Here is a 22590-nt window from a genome sequence, read left to right as displayed (position 1 = left end):
GAGCGGGACATGTTCGAGCGGTAACAAAAAGGCGGCCGCATCGAATGCGGCCGCCACGTATCGCCAGTGAAATGGGCCGGTATCAGTGGGCGTATGTGGCGCCCGCCGAGCCCCAGACATAGATCGAGGTGAACAGGAACAGCCACACGACGTCGACGAAATGCCAGTACCAGGCCGCCGCCTCGAAGCCGAAATGGTGCTTGGGCGAGAAATCGCCGGCCATGGCGCGGAACAGGCAGACCAGCAGGAAGATCGTGCCGACGATCACATGGAAGCCGTGAAAGCCCGTCGCCATGAAGAAGGTGGCGCCGTAGATCGAATCGGAGAATGTGAACGGCGCGTGCATGTATTCATACGCCTGGACGAAGGAGAACAGCACGCCAAGAACGACTGTCAGCGCAAGGCCCCGGACGAGCCCCTTGCGGTCGTTTTCGAGCAGGGCATGGTGCGCCCAGGTCACCGTCGTTCCGGACAAAAGCAGGATGATCGTGTTGTAGAGCGGCAGATGGAAGGGGTCGAGCACCTCCACGCCATGCGGCGGCCACACACCACCGGTGAACTCGGCGCGCGTGGCCTGCACGGCTTCTCCCGGAAACAGGCTGGCGTCGAAAAAGGCCCAGAACCAGGCAACGAAGAACATCACTTCCGAGGCGATGAACAGGATCATGCCGTAGCGCAGATGCAGCGACACGACCGGGGTGTGATGCCCCTCATGGCCTTCCTTGATCGTGTCGGACCACCATGACCACATGGTGTAGAGTACCACCAGCGTGCCGAAGCCAAAGATGAACCAGCGCGTATCGGCAAGGTTCAGCCCGAACAACGGCAGCGCGCCGCCCTTCAGATATTGCATCCAGGCGACGCCACCCAGCGCCATGATCAGCGCACCGATGGACCCCAGAAACGGCCAGGGGCTGGGGTCGATGATGTGGTAGTCGTGTTGCGGTTTGGCGTGTGCGTCAGCCATATCAGCCCCCGAGGTTGCTGTTATTGGAGTTGGTATTGTTTCCTGCGGCCGATTCTGCAAGCGGCTTTTCATCTTCCAGCGGGAAGAATGTGTAGGAAAGTGTGATCGTGTGCACGTTCTTCATCTCGGGAACGTCGACAATGGCCGGATCGATGAAGAAGACGACCGGCATATCCAGCGTCTCGCCCGGCTTCAGTTCGGTGTCGGTGAAGCAGAAACATTCGACCTTGTTGAAATAGGCCCCGGCAAGCGCCGGCGCGACATTGAAGGTCGCGCGGCCACGTGTCGGCACGTCAAAATCATTGGTCGCGGTATAGGAGACCTGGGTCGTTTCGCCGATCTTCAGTTCGACCTCGCGCTCGACCGGCGCGAAATCCCACGGCAAGCCATTCACGTTACCGTCGAAGCGCACCTTGATCGTCTGGTCCAGGACGGTGTCCGAATACTGCTCGACCCGCTGCGTGGTGCCACCATAACCCGTCACCTGGCAAAAGATCTGGTAGAGCGGAACGGCGGCATAGGCGACGCCGATCATGCCGGCGAAAAAGGCCAGACAGACAAACGCGACCGTGCGGTTGGCTCTCGATCTGGCCGACGTGGCAACGTTATGCGCTTCGCTCATCACGCCTCACAGTGGCCGTTCCAGAATGGCCGGACCGAACTTGGCGATGGTCGCCACATAGAAGATGATGACCAGCGCCGCCAACGCCAGGCCAATGGCGATCGAGCGCGCACGCCGCGCCTTGCGCTGTTCGGGGGTGAGCTTCACGCCTTCCTCGTCCATCATCCTCACACTCCGCCCGAGACCAGCCGCATGACGATCGTATCGGTGAGATAGATCGCGAACAAGCCGAAGAGATAGAGAATGGAATAGGCAAACAGCGCCTTGGCCGGCTTCATCGCCCGGTCATCGTCGCCCATGCGCAGAACCTGCCACGCATACCACAGGAAGCCGGCACCCAGCGCCGTTGCCGAGAGGCCGTATCCGGCACTCACATAGCCGAGCAGCCAGGGCGCCACGCCAAGCGGCGCGATGATGGTGGAATAGGCGAAGATCTGACGCCGGGTCGAGGCGGCGCCGGCGACATTCGGCATCATGGGAATGCCGGCGCGCTCGTAGTCGCCCGACTTGAACAGCGCCAGCGCCCAGAAATGCGGCGGCGTCCACAGGAAGATGATGAGAAACAGAATGACGCTTTCGAGGCTGACCTGACCCGTCACTGCAGCCCAGCCGATGACCGGCGGCAGCGCGCCGGCGGCCCCGCCGATGACAATGTTCTGCGGCGTCGAGCGCTTCAGCCACATGGTGTAGATCACGACGTAGAAGAAGATCGTGAAGGCGAGCAGCGCCGCGGCCAGCCAGTTGACCAGCAGGCCGAGCGTCATGACGGAAAGGAAGGACAGGACGAGGCCGAAGGCCAGCGCCTCGCCCGGCGTCACCCGGCCGGCCGGCACCGGCCGCTGGCGCGTGCGCGACATCACCCGATCGATATCGGCGTCGTACCACATGTTGAGCGCACCGGATGCGCCTGCGCCCACGGCAATGGCGAGCAGCGCGATCAGCGCGATCAGCGGATTGAGCGTGGCCGGCGCCGCGACCATGCCCACCAGCGCCGTAAAGACGACCAGTGACATGACGCGCGGCTTCAAAAGCGCGAAATAGTCGCCCGGCATCGCCTCTGAGAGGCGGACGCCGGCGTCCTTTGCGCTTCCGGTATCGACCAATGCCATTTGCTGTTTCAGCCTGTTCGTATTCTTCGTTTCGAAGCCGCCGACGACCGGCGGCTTCGTGTTTCATATGCCTACTTGATCTTCGGCAGTTGTTCCCACTGGTGGAAAGGCGGCGGCGAAGGCAGCTGCCATTCCAGGGTCGTCGCGCCTTCACCCCACGGATTGGCGCCGGCGACGCGTTTCTTGGAGAAGGCCTCGAAGACGCCGTAGAGGAAGATCAGCACGCCGACCGCCGAGATGTAGGAGCCGTAGGACGACACCATGTTCCAGCCGGCGAACGCGTCCGGATAGTCGATGTAGCGGCGCGGCATGCCGGCGAGCCCGAGGAAATGCTGCGGGAAGAAGATCAGGTTCACGCCGATGAAGGTCACCCAGAAATGGGTCCGGGCGATCAGCGGCGAATACATGTAGCCGGTCATCTTCGGGAACCAGTAGTACCAGCCGGCAAAGATGGCGAAGACCGCACCGAGCGACAGGACGTAGTGGAAGTGCGCGACCACGTAGTAGGTGTCGTGGAACGAGCGGTCGAGGCCGGCATTGGCAAGCTGCACGCCCGTCACGCCGCCGACGGTGAACAGGAAGATGAAGCCGATCGCCCACAGCATCGGCGTGCGCATCGATATCGATCCGCCCCACATCGTGGCGATCCACGAGAAGATCTTCACGCCGGTCGGCACCGCGATCACCATCGTGGCGAAGACGAAGTAGCGCTGCGTGTCGATCGACAGGCCGGTCGTGTACATGTGGTGCGCCCACACCACGAAGCCGACGACGCCGATGGCGACCATGGCATAGGCCATGCCAAGATAGCCGAAGACCGGCTTCTTCGAGAAGGTCGAAACGATGTGGCTGACGATGCCGAAGCCCGGCAGGATCAGGATGTAGACCTCCGGATGGCCGAAGAACCAGAACAGATGCTGGAACAGGATCGGATCGCCGCCGCCGGCCGGATCGAAGAAGGTCGTGCCGAAGTTGCGGTCCGTCAAAAGCATGGTGATGGCGCCGGCCAGAACCGGCAGCGACAACAGCAGCAGGAAGGCGGTGATCAGCACCGACCAGGCGAACAACGGCATCTTGTGCAGCGTCATGCCCGGGGCGCGCATGTTGAAGATGGTGGTGATGAAGTTGATCGCGCCAAGGATCGAGGAGGCACCTGCAATGTGCAGCGAAAGGATCGCCAGATCCATGGCCGGCCCCGGCTGACCGGTCAGCGAGGACATGGGCGGATAGATCGTCCAGCCGCCGCCGATACCCCAGGCGCCGGGCGCGCTCGGCATGAAGACCGACAAGAGCGCGAGGAAGAACGCCGGCGGCAGGAGCCAGAAGGAAATGTTGTTCATGCGCGGGAATGCCATGTCGGGCGCGCCGATCATGATCGGAACCATCCAGTTAGCGAAGCCGCCGATGAGCGCCGGCATGACCATGAAGAAGATCATGATCAGGCCGTGGGCTGTCGTGAACACATTGAACATGTGCTTGCCGGCATCGAGAGCGGCATCGCCTTCAACGCCGTAGACCATCGCGGCCAGGCCGTGGAAGATCTGGATGCCGGGTTCGGCCAGTTCCCAACGCATCATCACCGACAGCGAACCGCCGACGATACCGGCGCAGATCGCGAAGATCAGGTAGAGCGTGCCGATATCCTTATGGTTTGTCGAATAGACCCAGCGTGTCCAGCCACGCGGTTTGTGGTCGTGATGATGGTCCTGAGCTGCAGCGCCTGCCATGTTACCGCTCCAATATGAAGTTCAATCTGTCCGCAGCAATCAATTGCCGGCGGCCGCTACCTTGGTGTCGCCTTCGACGGCCGCCATCAATGCCTTGTTCGCCGTGCCTAGATCGTCGCGCGCCGCCACTGCCCAATTCTCGTACTGCTCGTTGGACACGACGCGAATGGCGATCGGCATGAAGGCATGATCCTTGCCGCACAACTCCGAACACTGGCCGTAATAGAGGCCTTCCTTCCTGGCATTGAACCAGGTTTCGTTGATGCGCCCGGGCACGGCGTCGACCTTGATGCCGAATGCCGGCATGGCAAAGGCGTGAATGACGTCGCTCGCCGTCACGAGAACGCGCACCGTGGTATCGACGGGAACGACCAGCTCGTTGTCGACGGCCAGAAGCCGCGGATAGACCGACTTGTCTTCCTTGCCCGCCTCGGCGCGCGCGTCCTCGGCCAGGATGGCCGAATTGAAGTAGAGCGGATCGTCGACCTGATACTCATAGTCCCAGTTCCACTGGTTGGCCGTCGCCTTGACGGTCAGTTGCGGATCCTCGTCGGGCGTATATTGCGCTGTAAGGAGCTGGAACGAAGGAACCGCCAGGAAAAGCAGAATGACAACCGGACCGACGGTCCAGACGACCTCGATCAGCGTGTTGTGGCTGGTGCGGGAGGGCGTGGGATTGGCACTTGCGCGATACCGGAAAACCGCCCAGGCCAGCAACACCATGACCAGGATCACGATCGGCACGATGAACCACAAGGTATATTGCTCGAACCAGGTGATCTGCTCCATGATCGACGTCGCCGCGGGCTGGAAACGGGCTTGCCAGGGCTCGGGCTGGGCGGCAAGTGCGGGAGCCGCGCCAAGCAGCGCAGCAATACCGGACATGATCGCCAGGAAGTTTCTCATCACCCTCTACTCTCCTCGATCGCCGCGTGGCCCGAGACGACGGCACGCGAAATTCTCCCGGGCGGAATCTCCACCCCGTTTGAGCCGTTAAAACCACACTCTCTTGCCGTCTGCAAGGAAGCGGGACGGGGAATTCGTGCGGCATTTTTGCGCGAGGCTTCAATTGCATGCCGCCGCGCTCGACAGTTGCCGACCGCCGCGAAGGGTTTGAACGCGCTGCGATCGGAGGTCGCAGGAGGTGCCAGACCACACGGATTGCCGACCCCCTGGCCGCGCTGTGTGCCGCCACGAGCGGCAATGTCGCAATTCCGGCGAATTCGACCCGCAACGAAGACGGCAAAAAGACGTTTGAAAACGCTTCGGCCGGCTGGCCTACGGCTTTGAGTGCGGCCGGAATGAAGCTAGATTGACGTGATTCGTGATGGAGTCCGGATTGTGACGAGAATTCTTCGATCTGTCGCCGCTGCGGTGCTGTTCGGTGTGACCGCGTTCGCGGCCGGCCAGGCGCCGGCCCAGCAGAACGGCACGGTGCGTTCGACCCACGGGGCATGGTCGATCATCTGCGACGTTCCGGCGGGTGCGACGGGCGAGCAGTGCGCGCTGATGCAAAATGTCGTGGCCGAGGACCGGCCCGAGGTCGGGCTGTCGGTCGTCGTGCTGAAGACGGCAGACAACAAGGCGGAGATCCTGCGTGTCCTGGCGCCGCTCGGGGTGCTGCTGCCCAACGGGCTCGGCCTCAACGTCGACGGCAAGGATATCGGCAGGGCCTATTTCGTGCGCTGCTTCCAGGACGGGTGCTATGCCGAGGTGATCCTGGAAGAACCGCTGCTGGCGACGCTGCGTTCGGGCACGTCCGCCACCTTCATCGTCTTCCAGACGCCGGAGGAAGGCATCGGCATCCCCGTCGACCTCGATGGCTTCGGCGAAGGGTTCGACGCCCTGCCCTGAACGAATGCCCTGCCGCGCCGATCCGCTGCCGGTATCCGCCTGGATCGCCCGCCGGCGATGATTTGCGCGTTGGAGTACCGGTGGTGCAAGTTCGCTCCGCCATCTCTATATAGGCGGCAGACAACCAGGTTCTAATCGGAGCAGCGCAGTGCAATCCAGCCTCTTGGAGCGGTTCGACATCTCGCAGGACTCGATCCGCAAGCTCGTCGGCGAGGCGATCTCCGGATCCGATGACGGCGAACTCTTTGTGGAAGAACGCGAAGGCGAGGCACTCGTTTTCGACAATGGCCGGCTGAAGACGGCCAATTTCAGCACCGATCAGGGTTTCGGCCTGCGCGCGGTGGCCGGCGAGGCAACCGGCTATGCCCATGCGAGCGAATTGTCGGAGGCCGCGCTCAGGCGCGCCGCCGATGCCGTTTCGTCGGTCAAGGCCGGATATTCGGGCACGCTCGCGGCCGCGCCAGCCGGGACGAATTTGCGCCTTTATGGCGACGAGAATCCGATCGCCAAGCCCGGATTCGGCGACAAGGCGCAGCTTCTTCAGGAAATCGACAGCTGGCTCAGAGCAAAGGACCCGCGCGTGCGCCAGGTCACGGCCTCGCTCGCCGCCTCCTGGCAGCATGTGGAGATCCTGCGCGCCGACGGCCATGTCGTGCGCGACATCCGGCCGCTGGTGCGCATGAACGTCTCCGTCGTCGTCGGCGATGGCGACCGCCAGGAGACCGGTTCCTACGGCATGGGCGGACGCAAGGGTTTCGGCGAGTTCCTGGCCGAGGGTTCCTGGCGGCACGCGGCGCAAGAGGCGCTGCGCCAGGCGCTGGTCAATCTCGACGCGGTGCTGGCGCCGGCGGGCACGTTCGACATCGTGCTCGCCTCGGGCTGGCCGGGCGTGATGCTGCACGAGGCCGTCGGACACGGGCTCGAAGGCGATTTCAACCGCAAGAAGACGTCGGCCTTTGCCGGCCTGATGGGAAGCCAGGTGGCGGCCAAGGGCGTGACGGTCGTCGACGACGGCACCATGGCCGAGCGGCGCGGATCGCTGACCATCGACGACGAGGGCACGCCGTCGGGACGCAACGTGCTGATCGAGGACGGCAAGCTCGTCGGCTACATGCAGGACCGCCAGAACGCGCGGCTGATGGGCATGCGCCCGACCGGCAATGGCAGGCGCGAATCCTACGCCCACGAGCCGATGCCGCGCATGACCAACACCTATATGACGGCGGGCGACAAGACGCCGGAAGAGATCATCGCCTCGGTGAAGAAAGGCATCTATGCCGTCTCCTTCGGCGGCGGCCAGGTCGACATCACGTCGGGCAAGTTCGTCTTCGGCTGCACCGAGGCCTACATGATCGAGAACGGCAAGGTGAGCCGGCCGATCAAGGGCGCGATGCTGATCGGCAACGGCCCGGATGCCATGCACCGCGTCTCCATGATCGGCAACGACATGAAGCTCGACACCGGCATCGGCATGTGCGGCAAGGCCGGCCAGGGCGTGCCCGTCGGCGTCGGCCAGCCACATCTGAGAATGGACCAGATGACCGTCGGCGGCACGCAGACGTAGTTGCCGATTGAAGTTCGATTCAATCCCCGGCCTTCAGATTATAGTTTTGAGGCGAAAACTATAATCTGAAGGCCGGGGATTATAGTCCGCTTGAACCCGGTGTTCCGACGGAGATGTTTCGATGATTCCCTCCTCCATCGTTATCCTCACCGGTGCCGGGATCTCGGCCGAATCGGGCCTGTCGACCTTTCGCGACATCGGCGGCATCTGGTCGAAAATCGACTATCGCGACGTGGCCACGCCGGAAGGCTATGCCCGCAACCCCGGGCTCGTGCATGACTTTTACAACCGGCGGCGGCGAAAGATGAAATCGGTCCAACCCAATGCGGCGCACCATGCCCTGGCGCGGCTCGACGGCGCGTTCGATGGCGATTTCCTTCTGGTGACACAGAATATCGACGACCTGCACGAAAGTGCCGGCGCGCGCCGGCTCGTCCACATGCATGGCGAGCTCGCGAGCGCGCTGTGCGAGGCCTGCGGGCAGCGCAGCCGATGGCCGGGCGACATGTCGGTCAATTCGCAATGTCCGCATTGCGCCACGGTCGGGCGGCTGCGCCCGGACGTCGTCTGGTTCGGCGAAATGCCCTATCACATGGATCGCATCTATGCCGCACTCGGCGGCTGCGACCTGTTCGTCGCCATCGGGACGTCGGGCAGCGTCTATCCGGCGGCGCAATTCGTCGAGGAAGCCGCGCTCGCCGGCGCGCGCACGGTGGAGCTCAATCTCGAGCCGTCGGAAAACCACGCGCTGTTCGACGACTCCATTCAGGGACAGGCGACGAAGGTCGTACCGCAATTCGTCGACGATCTGCTGGCACGGATGGGTGCAAGGGCCGGGTGAGCCTGCGGGTCAGCGTCGCTTTTTCGGCTTCGACAGCAGCGCCACCGCCTCGACATGCGGCGACCAGAGAAACTGGTCGAACGGCACGACGCGCTCCAGCCTGTATCCGCCCTCAAGCAGGACCGCGAGGTCGCGTGCCAGCGTGACCGGGTTGCAGGACACCGCGCAGACGGCAGGCACATCGGAACGCGCGATCTGGCGCGCCTGATCTTCGGCTCCGGCGCGCGGCGGGTCGAAGACCACCGCATCGAAGGCGTTCAGTTCCTTGAAGGTCAGCGGACGCCGGAAAAGGTCACGCCTTTCGCTCGTCACCCGGCGCAGTCCCGTGCCGAAACGAAATCCCCGGTCGAGCGCGGCCAGCGCCGCAGCGTCGCCTTCAACCGCGTGCACCGCGGCACTTTCGGCCAGTCGCAGTGCAAATGCACCCGCACCGGAGAAAAGGTCGGCCACGCGCTTGGCCTTGCCGAAATGCCGGCGGATCAGATCGGCCATCGCCTGCTCGGTGTCGGCAACCGCCTGCAGAAAGCCTCCGGGCGGCGGCACGATAGAAGCGGTCCCAACGGCGATCTGCGGTTTCCGCGGCTCAATGACGATCTCGCCGTCGACCGACAGCCGGTCAAAACCCAGCCGCGCCGCATGGTCGGCGGCCGCGCGCCGTGCCGCACCCTCGAGCCGGCCCGATCCTTCCGCCGCCACGTCAAGGCCGGTATCGGTTGCCGTGACGGTCAGACGAAAGGACGATTTCGTCATGCAGACGAGCTCGGCGAGAGCGCGCAGTCTCGGCAGCGCCGCGACGATCTCGGGCAGGAGGATGGGGCATTCCTCGATATCGATGATCTGGTTCGACTGGGCACGGTTGTAGCCCAGAAGCATGCCTGCCTCGGTTCGCCGCGCGGTAAAGGCAGCGCGCCGGCGCGAATGCGGCGGACATGCAACAAGCTCGTCCACCGGCGCATCCATTCCGCGCGAAGAGAGCAAGTGAGCGACCTTGTCGCGCTTCCAGCGCCGATAGGCCTCCTGTTCGAGATGCTGCAGCGCGCAGCCGCCGCATTCACCGAAATGGCGGCAGGCCGGCTCCACACGGTCCGGCGAGGCCTCGATCACCGCGATCAGCGTCGCACGGTCCTTCTCCAGGGCCACATTGACCGTCTCTCCGGCGAGCGCAAACGGCACATAGACCTGGCCGCGCGGCGAGTGCGCGATGCCGTCGCCCTGGGCGCCGAGTCGGTCGATCACAAGCCTTTCGCTCATCGATCCTTCACCCCCGCCAGCACAAATTCGCGATTGCCGTCGCCGCCCTCGATCGGAGACGGCGTCCAGCCGATCGTCTGCCAGCCGTCCTGCCCGCCCAGCCAAGCGGCGAGATCGTCGGCGATGCGCGGTCCGTCTGTTGCGTTGCGCAGGATGCCGCCCTTGCCGATCGCCGAGCGCCCGGCCTCGAATTGCGGCTTGACCAGCAAGACCGCCGCAGCACCCGGCGCGGCCAGTTGCAGGGCGGGCGGAAGGGCGAGCTTCAGCGAAATGAAACTGACGTCGGAGACGACGATATCGGGCGCCGCGCCGTCAAGATGAGCCGCTTTCAGTTCGCGTGCATTGAGCCCTTCAAGATTGGTCACGCGCGGATCGCCAAGCAGTTTGTCATGCATCTGCCCGTGACCGACATCGACCGCAAAGACGTCTCGCGCGCCCCTTTCGAGCAGCACCTGAACGAAGCCGCCCGTCGAGGCGCCGATGTCGAGCGCCACTGCCCCGTCGACATCCAGGCCGAAGTGATCGAGCCCCGCCACCAGCTTGAGCGCGGCGCGCGAAACATAGCGACGGGCGGCATCGTCGGTCGTCAACTCGTCCCGGCCGGCGACCAACCGTCCGGGCTTTGTCTCGATGCGGCCGTTGACGCTGACTGTCGAGCGCTTGACGGCGTCGCGGGCCCGCGAGCGCGTGGCAAACAGCTCGCGCGCGACCAGGGCCTCGTCGAGACGTTGCGTGGTGCCGGTGGGTGGAACGTTCTGCATGCGGCCTGATTGGCCAATGCCGCCGACGAAAGCAAGCGGACTCTTGTCAGATCTTGGACCATGTCCCACTCAAACGGGTTCGTTTGAAGCGAACGCGCGCTGCCGACCCGGTTCGGTGTCGAATGCCGGCGAGCTTTCAGGCGCGCGCCACGCGCGCCTCCGCGCCGAGCGCGGCAAAGACCGTGCGCACGATGCCGGCACGGTCGAGACCGGCCGTTTCATACATGCGTTCGGGCTTGGCGTGGTCGGTGAAGCTGTCCGGCAGAACGAGCGGGCGGACCTTCAGCCCGCGCTCCAGCAGCCCCTCCTCGGCTAGAAAATGCAGCACATGGCTGGAAAATCCGCCGATCGCGCCTTCCTCGACGGTGATCAGCACCTCGTGCTCGCGCGCCAGACGCCGGACCATGTCGCGGTCGAGCGGCTTTGCGAAGCGGGCATCGGCCACCGTTGTCGAAAGTCCTGACGCTTCCAGTTCCTCCGCCGCCGCCAGGCAATCCTGCAACCGTGTCCCGAGAGACAACAGGGCGACCTTCGTGCCCTCGCGCAGGATCCTGCCCTTGCCGATTTCGAGGGGTGAACCACGCTCGGGCATTTCGACACCAACGCCGTTGCCACGCGGATAGCGAAAGGCGATCGGACCCTCGTCGTAGTCGACAGCCGTGCGCACCATGTGGCGCAGTTCCGCCTCGTCGGCCGCCGCCATGACGACGAAACCCGGCAGTGTCGCCAGGTAGGTCACGTCGAAGGCGCCGCAATGGGTGGCCCCGTCGGCGCCCACATAGCCGGCACGGTCGATCGGGAAACGCACCGGCAGGCGCTGGATCGCCACGTCATGGACGACCTGGTCATATGCGCGCTGCAGGAAGGTGGAATAGATCGTCGCAAAGGGCTTGAAACCCTCCGTCGCCAGGCCGGCGGCGAAGGTCACGGCGTGCTGTTCGGCGATGCCGACATCGAAGGTGCGGCCGGGAAACTCCTTGCCGAAAAGATCGAGCCCCGTACCGCTCGGCATGGCAGCGGTGATGGCGACGATCCGCTCGTCGGCGCGTGCCTCGTCGATCAGGCTTTGCGCAAAGACCCTGGTATAGGACGGCGCATTGGCCGGCGGCTTGGCCTGGGCGCCGGTGATGACGTCGAACTTGCTGACGCCGTGATACTTGTCGCTCGCCGCCTCGGCCGGCGCATAGCCCTTGCCCTTCTGGGTCACGACGTGGATCAGCACCGGGCCGTCGGCGTTGTCGCGGACATTCTTCAGCACCGGCACCAGATGTTCGAGATTGTGTCCGTCGATCGGCCCGATATGAAAAAAGCCCAGTTCTTCGAACAGCGTGCCGCCGGTGACGTAACCGCGCGCATGTTCGACCGCGCGGGTGATCGCCTTGTCGGCCGCCTTGCCCAGATAGGAGGTCAGCTTCTTGCCAATGTCGCGGAAACCCTGATAGGTGCGGCCGGAGCCGAGCCGGGCGAGATAGGCGCTCATGGCGCCGCTCGGCGGGGCGATCGACATGTCGTTGTCGTTCAGGATGACGATGAGCCGGGCGTCCAGTGCGCCGGCATTGTTGAGCGCCTCATAAGCCATGCCGGCCGACATCGCGCCGTCGCCGATGACGGAGATGACATTGTTGCGCCCACCCTTCAGGTCGCGGCCGACCGCCATGCCGAGCCCGGCCGAAACCGAGGTCGAGGAATGAGCCGCGCCGAAGGGATCGTATTCGCTCTCGTCGCGCTTGGTGAAGCCGGAGAGCCCGCCTTCCTGGCGCAGGGTGCGGATGCGGTCACGCCGCCCGGTCAGGATCTTGTGCGGATAGGCCTGGTGGCCGACGTCCCAGATCAGCCTGTCGGCCGGCGTGTCGAAGACATAGTGCAGCGCCACCGTCAGTTCGACGACGCCGAGCCCCGCACCCAGATGCCCGCCGGTCTGGGAGACGGCGTCGATCATTTCGGTGCGCAATTCCGTCGCGAGTTGCGGGAGCTGGCTCTCGGCAAGCTTCTTGAGATCGGCGGGAACACGCACTTTGTCGAGCAGCGGCGTATCAGGCGGAGATTTCGCGTTCATGGGCGCTTGTGTTTTGTTGTGGCCTTGGGCGCTTTGTCTGGGCCCTTTGCCGGACAACCGGACATAGGGCCTCGATAACGGAATGTAAACGCGCCCTATTGGCGCGTTCTGTCATTTTTCGGGCAGGGGTATGAACTCTTCCTCGTCGCCGGGCACGATATCGAAGCGGCCCGTGCGCCATTCCTGCTTGGCCTGCTCGATGCGCTCCCTGGACGAGGATACGAAGTTCCACCAGATATAGCGCGGCGAGCCGAGCGAGGCGCCGCCGAACAGCATGAAATGCGCGCCGTCCGGCGCTTCGACAACGATCTCGTCGCCGGGACGGAAGACGAGCAGCCGGTCGGCCGGGAAGACATCGCCGCGGATCGAGACCGATCCGGACAGGGTGTAGATGGCGCGCTCCTCGGCGTCCGGCGGTATCTGGATGCGCGCTCCCGGCTCCAGCGCAATATCGGCATAGAGCGTATCGGTGGCGAGCGATACGGGCGACTTCTCGCCCGCGAAATTGCCGATGACGATACGGCCGGTCACCCCATCGGCCGCGATCTCGGGCAACTGGTCGCGCGTGGTGTGGGTGAATAGCGGATCGATCTCCTCCTTGCCGTCGGGCAGGGCGATCCATGTCTGCAGTCCGGAGATCGAGGAGGGATGACCGCGGGTTTCTTCCGGTGTGCGCTCGGAGTGCACGATGCCGCGTCCCGCCGTCATCAGGTTCACGTCACCCGGCTCGATCACCATCTCGGTGCCCAGCGAATCGCGGTGCCGGATCTTTCCGTCGAAGAGATAGGTGACCGTCGACAGGCCGATATGGGGGTGCGGGCGCACGTCGAGCGCCTGATCGGCGCGCAGGATGGCCGGTCCCATGCGGTCGAAGAAGATGAAGGGGCCGACAAGGCGGCGCCTGGCGGTCGGCAAGGCGCGGCGCACCTCGAAATTGCCGATGTCGCGCGCGTTCGGCACGACCATCAGTTCGATGGCGTCGCAGGCGAACGCGTCGCCGGGGCTGGGGTCACTGCCAGGGAAAAAGCTCATCGTCGCCTCCTGCAGCGCCAGAGCGGCGTGCGTCGACGGAGACGCAAACGACACTCCAACACCTTGAATCTGCGCATTCAGGCCACGATAGGCGCAAATTAGCGGCGCGTGAAGCGCCGGCTGCAGGCCGACGTCAATCCGGGTCCAGCGGCTCGGTTCCCTCCGGCTGGCCATTGCGCGAAAGACGGATCTTCTCGACCTTGGCCTCGGCCGCCTTGAGCAGGGTTTCGCAATGCTTCTTCAGCGCTTCGCCGCGCTCATAGATGGTGATCGACTGCTCGAGCGGCACGTCGCCCTTTTCCAGGTCGTCGACGATGCGCTCCAGGGCCTCGAGCGCCTGCTCGAAGCTCATCGCCTTCACATCGTCGTTCGCGGGTGCGGCCATTTCCTCAACCTCTCATCAAGCGCCGGACATGAGCGGCGACGGACATCGCCAGTCCGGTGAGGTCGTAACCGCCCTCCAGCAGGCTGACAAGCCGGTTGCCGGAATACTGCCCGGCCTTTTCCATGAGCTGGCCCGTGGCCCAGTCGAAATCGTCTTCGGTGAGTTCGATTTCGGCCAGCGGGTCGCGATAGTGAGCGTCGAACCCGGCCGAGATGATGAGAAGATCCGGCTTGAACGCGTCTATCGCCGGCAGGATTCGCGTTTCGAAGGCTTCGCGGAAATGTTCGCTGCCCGTGCCGGGCGACAGCGGCGCGTTGACGATGTTGCCGAGACCCCTCTCGTCTTTCGCCCCCGAGCCGGGGAAAAGCGGCATCTGATGGGTCGAGCAGTAGAAAACACTGGGATCGTCCCAGAAAATGTCCTGGGTTCCGTTGCCGTGATGCACGTCCCAGTCGACGATCGCGACGCGCTCGGCGCCATGCGCCTTCTGGGCGTGGCGCGCGGCGATCGCGGCATTGTTGAACAGGCAGAAGCCCATTGCCGTTGTCTTTTCGGCGTGGTGGCCGGGCGGACGGGAGGCGACGAACACGTTGCCGGCCGCGCCCGAAAACACGTCGTCTACCGCCGCATTGGCCGCGCCGATCGCGGTCAGCGCCGCCTCCCAGCTTTTCGGGCTGACGGAGGTGTCGGCATCGATGCGCGCCATGCCCGTTTCAGGCACCGCCGCCTTGATGCGGGCGACATAGTCCTCGGGATGAGCATAGGTGATCGTCGCTTCGTCGCCCAAGGGCGCAGTCGCGCGGTCGAGATAGGCGAAAGCCTCGTCCTCGAGCATGCGCTCGACGGCGCGCAGCCTGTCGGGGCGCTCGGGATGGCCCGGCGGCGTGACATGCTCAAGATAGATCGGATGGGTATAAAGGCGTGTGTTCATGCGTGCAGTCTAACAGCAACCGCGCTTCAGGCTACAAGGCCACGCCGCTTTCGGGGGAAAAATGCCGCTTTGGCGGACAGCGAAACCGCAATGGTCTAGATTTATGGCGCTGCCTGGTGCCCGCAATCTGCGGGAGAATCGGGAACGCGGTGCAAATCCGCGGCGTGCCCAACGCTGTGAGGGGGACCGCGCCGGCTTCAGCCACTGCCTTACGCAAGGCGGGAAGGCGCCGGTGACGGGACGATCCCGAGCCAGAAGACCGGCCCGGCAGACGTAGCCGTCCCGCATGGTCGAGCGGGCCGGTCCGCTTCAGCTCGCAAGGGGACACGCGATGCCGGCAGACTTGAAAGCTCACGACGGCCAGACGTTCGAACAGGAGGCGCGGGACGCCGTCTACCGCGCCATTTTCTCGCGCCGCGACGTGCGCAGCCATTTCGTGCCCGCACCGCTCGAGGATGCTGTGCTTGCCCGGCTCATCATGGCCGCGCATCATGCACCCTCGGTCGGCTACATGCAGCCGTGGAATTTCATCGTCATCCGCGATGCGGAGCGCCGCCGGCAGGTGCGCGAACTCTTCGTGGCCGCGCGTGCGCAGGAAGCCGGCAACATGGCCGAGGACAAACAGGCCCTCTACGCCAGGCTGCGGCTGGAGGGCATCTGCGAAAGCGCGCTCAATCTGTGCATCACCTGCGACCGCACGCGCGCGGCCGGCTCGCCGCTCGGACGCTGGCACAACCCGCAGATGGACATCTACAGCACCGTTTGCGCGGTGCAGAATTTCTGGCTCGCCGCCCGTGCCGAAAATGTCGGCGTCGGCTGGGTCAGCATCCTCGACACGGACGCTCTGAAGCAGCTTCTTGCCATTCCCGAGCACGTGGTCCCGGTGGCCTATCTGTGTGTCGGGCGCGTCTCGGCGTTCGCTTCGCGGCCGGATCTGGAGTCCAAGGGCTGGGCGCGACGGTTGTCGCTGCCGGACCTGATCGCAAGCGAAACCTTCGACGGCGCCGGCGAATCGAAACTGAAATCGTGCATCGAAGAGCTGGCGGTCAACGGGCGCGCAGGCCTTCGAGCATCGTCTTGAACGTCTTGACCGCCTTCTTCGACGTCGCCTCCGGATCGCTGGAATTGGCGATCCACTGTGCCGCGTAGAGCGATGCGCCGCTGACCATGCGGGCTGCCGCCTCGACATCGATGTCGGCCACCACGCCCTTCGCCTTCAGCCGCGCTAGGCTGCCGGTCAGGGATTGAACGCAGGCGCAGGCATTGTCCCATTGCGCGGGATCACCGAGGACCGCCGGACCGTCGCGCAACATGATCCTCTGGATTTCAGGCTCGAGCGCCATTTCGATATAGGCGATGTTTTCGTCGACAAAGCCCTGCCAGAGGTTGTCGGCGCTTTCGGTGACGACGCGCAGACGCTCGTTCATCTCCGCGTCGATCTGGGTGATGACGGCCTCCAAAAGCCCCTTCTTGCTGCCGAAATGATGATAGAGCGCGCCGCGCGTCAGACCGGCCTCGGCGGTGAAATCATCCATGGAAGCATCGGCATAGCCGACCGTGCCGAAAGCCTCGCGGGCCGCGGCCACCAGCTTTGCGCGGGTCTCGGCGATCATCTCGCTGCGCGGCTTGTGCGCCATTGCAGATCCTCATTCACATACGTCACGTATATTTTATTGACATACGTCTCGTATGTCATTACCCATTTCACATACGCTGCGTATGTATCCCTCGATCGCGTCACATTCAAGGATCACTGCAATGGCCAATCCCTATCGCGAAATCTTCCAGGCGCCGGGCGCCAAGGGCTTCGCTGCGGCCGGCTTCTTCGCCCGCCTGCCGATCGCCATGGCCCCGATCGGCATCGTCGCCATGCTGTCGCAGACCCATGGCGAATACTGGCTTGCCGGCGCCGTCTCCGCCACCTTCGCGCTGACCAACGCCTTCGCCGCGCCGCAGATTTCGCGGCTGGTCGACCGGCGCGGCCAGACGGCCATACTGGCGCCGTTCACAACCGTTGCCGTGATCGCCTTCCTGGCATTGATCGTCGCCGCCAACAGGGATTGGCCGGCCTGGACGCTGTTCGCCTCAGCGCTGCTGGCGGCTGCCATGCCGAGCATCCCGGCGATGGTGCGAGCGCGCTGGACCGAGATCTTTCACGACCGGCCCGAACTCAACACCGCCTTCGCCTTCGAATCGGCCGCCGACGAACTGGTCTATATTTCCGGCGCTTCATTGTCGGTCGGCCTGGCTGTCGCGCTCTTCCCCGAGGCCGGCATGCTGACGAGCACGGTGCTGCTTGCCGTGGGCACCGCCGCCCTCCTCCTGCAGCGCTCGACCGAGCCGCGCGTGCGCCCGGCCGAGGATGGCCCGAGCCGATCGGCGATCAGGCAGCGGCCCGTGCAGATCATCACGCTGGCGCTGATCTTCGTCGGCGCCATATTCGCCACGGCAGAGGTGAGCGCGGTCGCCATCACCGAGGCGCTGGGCCAGCCGGGCGCGGCGAGCTTCGTGATTGGCGTCTATGCGCTCGGCTCCTTCGTCATCGGCATCGTTCTGGGCGCGCTGAACCTGCAGATGCCCCTGCAGCGCCAGCTTGCCATCGCCGTCGCCATCATCGCCGTGACCACGATACCGCTCTTGTTCGCCGACACGGTGGCGCTGCTCGCCTTCACCGTCTTCGTCAGCGGCCTGGCCGTCTCGCCGACCTTCATCACGGCTTTCGGCCTGATCGAGCGCCGCGTGCCATCGGCCATGCTGACGGAAGGCGTCACCTGGGTGATGACGGGCATCGGCATCGGCATGGCGCTGGGCGCCTTCGCCGCCGGCTGGGTGGTCGACACGTTTGGCCCGCATAACGGCTTCTGGGTCTCGGTGACGTCGGGCACGGCAGCTTTCCTGACGGTGCTGCTCGGCCAGAAAGGCCTTTCGGTCGGCCGGCCACGTGCGGCATCCGAGGCTCTCGCGCAGCCGGCGGAGTGATCTTGGCGACAACAGGCTCCGCGAAAGTGGAGCCTGTTGCTTGCGTCAGGCCCGAGAGTTTGAGGCGTGGCACAGAATCGTCAAAATGGGTCCGGGACTCCCTTCGCTTCGCTCAGGCTTCCGGGATGACGCCCTTCTAGACGATCTCGGTCGAAGCAATCTCGATGCCGAAGCCTTCCAGGCCCACATAGCGGCGCTGGCGCGAGGCCATCAGGCAGATCGAGGAAATGCCGAGATCGCGCAGGATCTGCGCCCCCAGGCCGATCTCGCGCCACTCGCTCTCGCGGCGCAATGCCTCTTCATGGTCCTCGCCGCCGTCGGACTGGCCGGGGCGGCCGCGCACCCGGTGGGCAACGCCGACGGAACCTTCGCGCAGATAGACGATCACGCCGCGGCCCGCTTCACCCATGCGCTTCATGACGATGCGAAGCTGGTCGCCGGTTCCGAACAGGTCGGTGACGACATCCTCCGACTGGAGGCGCACCGGCACGTTCTCCCCGTCGCGTATGTCGCCGAAGACGACCGCCAGATGGTGCATGGGATCCCAGGGCAACTGATAGATATAGGCCGTCGCCTTGCCGCCAGGCGTGTCGATCTCGAAACAGTCGACGCGTTCGACCAGCGTTTCCTGGCGCTGGCGGTAGGCGATGAGATCGGCCACCGACACCTGCTTGAGGCCGTGCGTTTCGGCAAAGGCCTGCACCTGCGGCCCGCGCATCACCGTGCCATCGTCATTGACAAGCTCGGAAATGACGCCCACCGGCGGCAGGCCGGCAAGCCGGCACAGATCGACGGCCGCCTCGGTATGGCCGGAGCGCATGAGCACGCCGCCCTCGCGCGCCACCAGGGGGAAAATGTGGCCGGGACGGACGAAATCGCTTGAGCCGACATTGGGATTGGCGAGATTGCGCACGGTGAGGGTGCGGTCGTCGGCCGAGATGCCGGTCGTCGTGCCATGCTTGAAATCGACCGACACGGTAAAGGCGGTGGCATGAGGAGCGTCGTTTTCGGCGACCATCGGCGCCAGGTTCAGCCGTTTCGCCTCCTCCCGCGGCATCGGCGCGCAGACGATGCCGGAGGTGTGGCGCACGATGAAGGCCATCTTCTCGGGCGTGCAATGGGAGGCGGCCACGATCAGGTCGCCTTCGTTCTCGCGGCCGTCATCATCCATGACGACGACGATCTCGCCGCGCTCGAAAGCACGCAGCGCTTCAACGATGTTCTTCTGATCGTATGCCATGGTTCCTCGTCTGATTAAGGGAATAGGGGAACAAGGGAGTAAGGGAACGAGGTGGCGGCCATTGTTTGCCCTACTCCCTTATTCCCTTACTCCCCTGCTCGCTTATCCTTTCCCCGTCTGGCCTCTGTGGCGCAGATAATGATCGGCGACGACACAGGCCACCATCGCTTCGCCGATCGGCACCGCGCGAATGCCCACGCACGGATCGTGCCGGCCCTTGGTCTTGATGTCGACTTGCTTGCCGTCCTTGTCGATCGACTGGCGCGGCGTCAGGATGGAAGAAGTCGGCTTGACGGCAAAGCGCGCCACGACGGGCTGGCCGGTCGAGATGCCGCCGAGAACGCCGCCGGCATTGTTGGACAAGAAGAGCGGCTTGCCGTCATTGCCCATGCGCATCTCGTCGGCATTTTCCTCGCCAGTGATGCGCGCCGCCTCGAAGCCGTTGCCGATCTCCACGCCCTTGACCGCGTTGATCGACATCAGGGCCGAGGCGATATCCTGGTCGAGCTTGGCATAGATCGGGGCGCCAAGTCCCTCCGGCACGCCTTCGGCGACGATCTCGATGACGGCGCCGACCGAAGAGCCGGCCTTGCGGATGCCGTCGAGATAGTCCGTGAAGACAGGCACCGATGCGCGGTCGGGCGTGAAGAACGGATTTTCGGGGTCCTCGACGAAATCCCAATCCCAATTCGCCCGCTCGATCGACTTTACGCCCATCGTGACGAGTGCGCCGCGCACCTTCAAGCCCGGCACGACCTTGCGCGCCAGCGCGCCGGCGGCAACGCGCGCCGCCGTCTCGCGCGCCGAGGACCGCCCGCCGCCGCGATAGTCGCGAATGCCGTATTTGACGTCATAGGCGTAGTCGGCGTGACCGGGCCTGTATTGCCGCGCGATCTCGCCATAGTCCTTCGAGCGCTGGTCGACATTCTCGATCATCATCGCAATCGGCGTCCCGGTCGTCACGAGGCACGTGCCGTCATCCTCCTCCAGCACACCCGACAGGATCTTCACTTGGTCGGGCTCGCGCCGCTGGGTGACGAATCGCGACTTGCCGGGCCGGCGGCGATCGAGCTCGTTCTGTATGTCGCCCGGCGCGAAGCGAATGCCCGGGGGACATCCGTCGATGATGCAGCCGAGCGCCGGCCCATGGCTTTCGCCCCAGGTCGTGACGCGGAACAGATGACCGAAAGTGTTGTGCGACATGGAAAAACGCCCTGCACCCACCGACTGGGCTCGTATCATCGGGCCTTCTATTGCCCTTTCAGCGTGGGGTCAAACGGCGACTGCCGACAATATATTTTGACAGGTTCGACATGTTTCTGCTCTTTTCTCGCGGCCAGATTGATTTGGGCTGCCATGCCGCGGTCCGGGAGCTATGAGGAAATCCATGCGCGTGTTCTTCGCGGCGATCGCCGCTGCATTCGTGCTGTCGGGACCGGCCCTGGCCGAAACGACAGATGGCGTCATCCAGACCGTCGATGCCGAGAAGCTGACGATCACACTGGAAGACGGCAAGACCTACAAGCTGCCGGGCGAGATCGACATGTTGGCCATCAAGGAAGGCCTGGAGATCCTGATTGCTTATGACGAGATCAACGGCGTCAACCTGATCACCGACATGGAAGTTTTCGAATAGCGCACGAAGGCGCTTTCAACGTGAAAACCGAACAGCGCGGCAATCCGTCGATTGACCGGGCCGAGGTCGAAGCGATCATCAAGCGATTTGCCGCCCTGCCAGTCGTTGACGATCGCAGCGAGGACGAAATCCTCGGCCATGACGAGAACGGGTTGCCGTCGTAGTGGTTATCGGCGCCTCGGCCCTTTTGATTTGACGCAATTCCGGACGGAGAACCGGTTTCCACTTCTCCTGGAATTGCTCTAACAGGTTGCTGAAAAACTCCAACAATGGCACGGGAATTGTGATTCACTCGGCTGGGAGCGATGGAGTGATTTGCGATGCGCGTCAGGTTGCTGAAAAACTCCAACAATGGCACGGGAATTGTGATTCACTCGGCTGGGAGCGATGGAGTGATTTGCGATGCGCGGACGGGAAGATCGGTCAGAGGGGCTGTTCAGTTACATTCGTCTTGAGGAGCGTGTTCCTGCCGATCATCCGCTGCGGGCGGTTCGGGCGCTGGCGGATGAGGCGCTGTCACGGCTGAATGAGCGGTTCGATGCGCTCTATTCGGAGGCGGGTCGGCCCTCGATCCCACCGGAGATGCTGCTTAGGGCAACATTGTTGCAGGCGTTCTTCTCGGTGCGCTCCGAGCGGCAATTGATGGAACAGATCGATTATAATCTCCTGTTCCGCTGGTTTGTCGGCCTGCCGATCGACGAGGCGGCGTGGCACCCGACGGTGTTCACCCACAACCGCAACCGCCTGATGGAGGCGGATGTCGCGCGCCAGTTCCTGGGCGTGCTCATGACGCTGCCGAAGGTGAAGCGGCTTTTATCCAGCGACCACTTCTCGGTGGACGGCACGCTGATCGAGGCCTGGGCCTCGATGAAGAGCTTCCGGCCGAAGGACGGTTCAGGCGAGCCGCCCGGTCCGGGCCGCAACGGGGAGCGTGACTTCCGCAAGGAGAAGCGTTCGAACGAGACGCACATCTCGACGACGGACCCGGATGCCAGGCTCTACCGCAAGGCCGACGGCCGCGAGAGCCGGCTGTGCTTCATGGGCCATGTTGTGATGGAGAACAGGAACGGGCTCGCCGTCGACGCCATGCTGACGCAGGCCACCGGGACGGCCGAACGCGAAGCCGCGCTCGCCATGCTCGACCGACGTGGGACCAGGAGCCGGATCACGCTCGGCGCCGACAAGGCCTATGACGTGGCGGGCTTCGTCGGTGATCTGCGCAGGCGCCACGTCACGCCCCATATCGCTGTCAACGGTGCGGTCTCCAAACTCGGCAAGACCCGCAAGACGGCGATCGACGGACGCACGCTGCGCCATACCGGATATGCCGTCAGCCAGCGTATCCGCAAGCGGATCGAGGAGATTTTCGGCTGGGTGAAGAAGCCAGGCGGGATGGCAAAGGCAAAAGTCCGCGGAAGACCCAAGGTCGACGCCGCCTTCACCTTCACTATCATCGCCTACAATCTGATCCGCATCCCGAAGCTGCTGCGCGAGCAGATGATCTGATCGCCGCCGGACGCCAACAAGAGGCTCCATCCGCTGCAAAAACCATCGCAAGGATCACGTAAAGACACGCCAGAAAACGCCCATCAAAGAAATGCCGGCAAAATTGGCGGCTTCTTCAGCAACCTGCTA

The 22590-nt window shown here is 64.1% G+C and carries 23 protein-coding genes and 1 riboswitch; of the genes, 8 read left to right on the top strand and 15 right to left on the bottom strand.

All coding sequences use genetic code 11. The features are described from left to right. Nucleotides 1-82 precede the first annotated feature (82 nt). From GM909_RS04315 to coxB, 6 genes are all read right to left on the bottom strand, one after another. Nucleotides 83-967 carry a cytochrome c oxidase subunit 3 gene (locus tag GM909_RS04315; RefSeq protein ID WP_157014983.1) on the bottom strand — a complete coding sequence of 295 codons (885 nt, stop codon included), beginning with the start codon at nucleotides 965-967 and terminating at the stop codon, nucleotides 83-85. Nucleotide 968: 1 nt separating this feature from the next. Next, nucleotides 969-1589: a cytochrome c oxidase assembly protein gene (locus GM909_RS04310; protein ID WP_157014982.1), complete on the bottom strand. Its 621-nt coding sequence runs from the start codon at nucleotides 1587-1589 to the stop codon at nucleotides 969-971. A gap of 6 nt (nucleotides 1590-1595) precedes the next feature. Further along, the gene (locus GM909_RS25700) at nucleotides 1596-1754 is read right to left on the bottom strand and encodes a hypothetical protein (RefSeq protein WP_198174128.1); all 159 of its coding nucleotides are present in this window, start codon (nucleotides 1752-1754) and stop codon (nucleotides 1596-1598) included. Between the two features lie 2 nt (nucleotides 1755-1756). Continuing rightward, complete coding sequence (locus GM909_RS04305) at nucleotides 1757-2698, bottom strand: heme o synthase (protein WP_157014981.1); 942 nt, start codon at nucleotides 2696-2698, stop codon at nucleotides 1757-1759. Between the two features lie 71 nt (nucleotides 2699-2769). Further along, nucleotides 2770-4425, bottom strand: coding sequence for a cytochrome c oxidase subunit I (gene ctaD, locus GM909_RS04300; RefSeq protein ID WP_157014980.1), 1656 nt, complete (start codon nucleotides 4423-4425; stop codon nucleotides 2770-2772). A 39-nt stretch (nucleotides 4426-4464) separates the two neighbouring features. Next, nucleotides 4465-5331: a cytochrome c oxidase subunit II gene (coxB, locus tag GM909_RS04295; RefSeq protein ID WP_157015249.1), complete on the bottom strand. Its 867-nt coding sequence runs from the start codon at nucleotides 5329-5331 to the stop codon at nucleotides 4465-4467. A gap of 468 nt (nucleotides 5332-5799) precedes the next feature. Here coxB and GM909_RS04290 point away from each other — a divergent pair, with 468 nt between their 5' ends. From GM909_RS04290 to GM909_RS04280, 3 genes are all read left to right on the top strand, one after another. Continuing rightward, nucleotides 5800-6279 carry an invasion associated locus B family protein gene (locus GM909_RS04290; RefSeq protein WP_235911665.1) on the top strand — a complete coding sequence of 160 codons (480 nt, stop codon included), beginning with the start codon at nucleotides 5800-5802 and terminating at the stop codon, nucleotides 6277-6279. A gap of 148 nt (nucleotides 6280-6427) precedes the next feature. Beyond that, nucleotides 6428-7843, top strand: coding sequence for a metalloprotease TldD (gene tldD / locus GM909_RS04285; RefSeq protein WP_157014979.1), 1416 nt, complete (start codon nucleotides 6428-6430; stop codon nucleotides 7841-7843). 121 nt (nucleotides 7844-7964) lie between these two features. Beyond that, complete coding sequence (locus GM909_RS04280) at nucleotides 7965-8684, top strand: NAD-dependent deacylase (RefSeq protein ID WP_157014978.1); 720 nt, start codon at nucleotides 7965-7967, stop codon at nucleotides 8682-8684. Nucleotides 8685-8693: 9 nt separating this feature from the next. On the opposite strand, the gene GM909_RS04275 is transcribed toward GM909_RS04280, so the two are convergent. The 6 genes from GM909_RS04275 to GM909_RS04250 form a co-directional block, all read right to left on the bottom strand. Next, nucleotides 8694-9935 carry a class I SAM-dependent RNA methyltransferase gene (locus GM909_RS04275; RefSeq protein ID WP_157014977.1) on the bottom strand — a complete coding sequence of 414 codons (1242 nt, stop codon included), beginning with the start codon at nucleotides 9933-9935 and terminating at the stop codon, nucleotides 8694-8696. Then, nucleotides 9932-10696 (bottom strand): TlyA family RNA methyltransferase, encoded by a 765-nt coding sequence (locus GM909_RS04270; RefSeq protein WP_157014976.1) that lies wholly within the window; start codon nucleotides 10694-10696, stop codon nucleotides 9932-9934. Before GM909_RS04270 ends, GM909_RS04275 begins: the two co-directional genes overlap by 4 nt. A 136-nt stretch (nucleotides 10697-10832) precedes the next feature. Next, complete coding sequence (gene dxs, locus GM909_RS04265) at nucleotides 10833-12752, bottom strand: 1-deoxy-D-xylulose-5-phosphate synthase (RefSeq protein WP_157014975.1); 1920 nt, start codon at nucleotides 12750-12752, stop codon at nucleotides 10833-10835. A 111-nt stretch (nucleotides 12753-12863) separates the two neighbouring features. Continuing rightward, nucleotides 12864-13784 (bottom strand): pirin family protein, encoded by a 921-nt coding sequence (locus GM909_RS04260; protein WP_157014974.1) that lies wholly within the window; start codon nucleotides 13782-13784, stop codon nucleotides 12864-12866. Nucleotides 13785-13917: 133 nt separating this feature from the next. Then, nucleotides 13918-14169, bottom strand: coding sequence for an exodeoxyribonuclease VII small subunit (locus GM909_RS04255; protein ID WP_157014973.1), 252 nt, complete (start codon nucleotides 14167-14169; stop codon nucleotides 13918-13920). Nucleotides 14170-14173: 4 nt separating this feature from the next. Beyond that, entirely contained in the window at nucleotides 14174-15100 is a 927-nt protein-coding gene (locus GM909_RS04250; protein WP_157014972.1) for a histone deacetylase family protein, read from the bottom strand. Between the two features lie 97 nt (nucleotides 15101-15197). After that, nucleotides 15198-15382, top strand: a riboswitch (cobalamin riboswitch). A 49-nt stretch (nucleotides 15383-15431) separates the two neighbouring features. Between GM909_RS04250 and bluB the strand changes: the two genes are divergently transcribed. After that, nucleotides 15432-16181 carry a 5,6-dimethylbenzimidazole synthase gene (bluB, locus tag GM909_RS04245; protein WP_235911646.1) on the top strand — a complete coding sequence of 250 codons (750 nt, stop codon included), beginning with the start codon at nucleotides 15432-15434 and terminating at the stop codon, nucleotides 16179-16181. On the opposite strand, the gene GM909_RS04240 is transcribed toward bluB, so the two are convergent. Next, on the bottom strand, nucleotides 16147-16737 hold the full coding sequence (locus GM909_RS04240; protein WP_157014970.1) for a TetR/AcrR family transcriptional regulator: 591 nt from the start codon (nucleotides 16735-16737) through the stop codon (nucleotides 16147-16149). The genes bluB and GM909_RS04240 overlap by 35 nt on opposite strands. A 121-nt stretch (nucleotides 16738-16858) precedes the next feature. On the opposite strand from GM909_RS04240, the gene GM909_RS04235 reads away from it, so the two are divergent. Continuing rightward, a complete protein-coding gene (locus tag GM909_RS04235) occupies nucleotides 16859-18079 on the top strand; it encodes an MFS transporter (protein WP_157014969.1) in 1221 nt (406 codons plus the stop codon). A 136-nt stretch (nucleotides 18080-18215) separates the two neighbouring features. Here the strand turns inward: GM909_RS04235 and ribB are convergent, their stop codons facing one another. After that, on the bottom strand, nucleotides 18216-19319 hold the full coding sequence (gene ribB / locus GM909_RS04230) for a 3,4-dihydroxy-2-butanone-4-phosphate synthase (protein WP_157014968.1): 1104 nt from the start codon (nucleotides 19317-19319) through the stop codon (nucleotides 18216-18218). A gap of 102 nt (nucleotides 19320-19421) precedes the next feature. Continuing rightward, entirely contained in the window at nucleotides 19422-20522 is a 1101-nt protein-coding gene (aroC, locus tag GM909_RS04225; RefSeq protein WP_157014967.1) for a chorismate synthase, read from the bottom strand. 184 nt (nucleotides 20523-20706) lie between these two features. On the opposite strand from aroC, the gene GM909_RS04220 reads away from it, so the two are divergent. The 3 genes from GM909_RS04220 to GM909_RS04210 all read left to right on the top strand — a co-directional run bounded on the left by GM909_RS04220 (nucleotide 20707) and on the right by GM909_RS04210 (nucleotide 22461). Then, nucleotides 20707-20955 (top strand): DUF1344 domain-containing protein, encoded by a 249-nt coding sequence (locus tag GM909_RS04220; protein WP_157014966.1) that lies wholly within the window; start codon nucleotides 20707-20709, stop codon nucleotides 20953-20955. Between the two features lie 20 nt (nucleotides 20956-20975). Then, nucleotides 20976-21119: a hypothetical protein gene (locus tag GM909_RS25695; protein ID WP_198174127.1), complete on the top strand. Its 144-nt coding sequence runs from the start codon at nucleotides 20976-20978 to the stop codon at nucleotides 21117-21119. A gap of 238 nt (nucleotides 21120-21357) precedes the next feature. Next, complete coding sequence (locus GM909_RS04210; RefSeq protein WP_157014965.1) at nucleotides 21358-22461, top strand: IS5 family transposase; 1104 nt, start codon at nucleotides 21358-21360, stop codon at nucleotides 22459-22461. Nucleotides 22462-22590: the final 129 nt, after the last annotated feature.

Source organism: Mesorhizobium xinjiangense, assembly GCF_009749525.1.
GTDB classification, from domain to species: Bacteria; Pseudomonadota; Alphaproteobacteria; order Rhizobiales; family Rhizobiaceae; genus Mangrovimarina; species Mangrovimarina xinjiangensis.
This window is presented reverse-complemented; position numbering and strand designations above follow the sequence as displayed.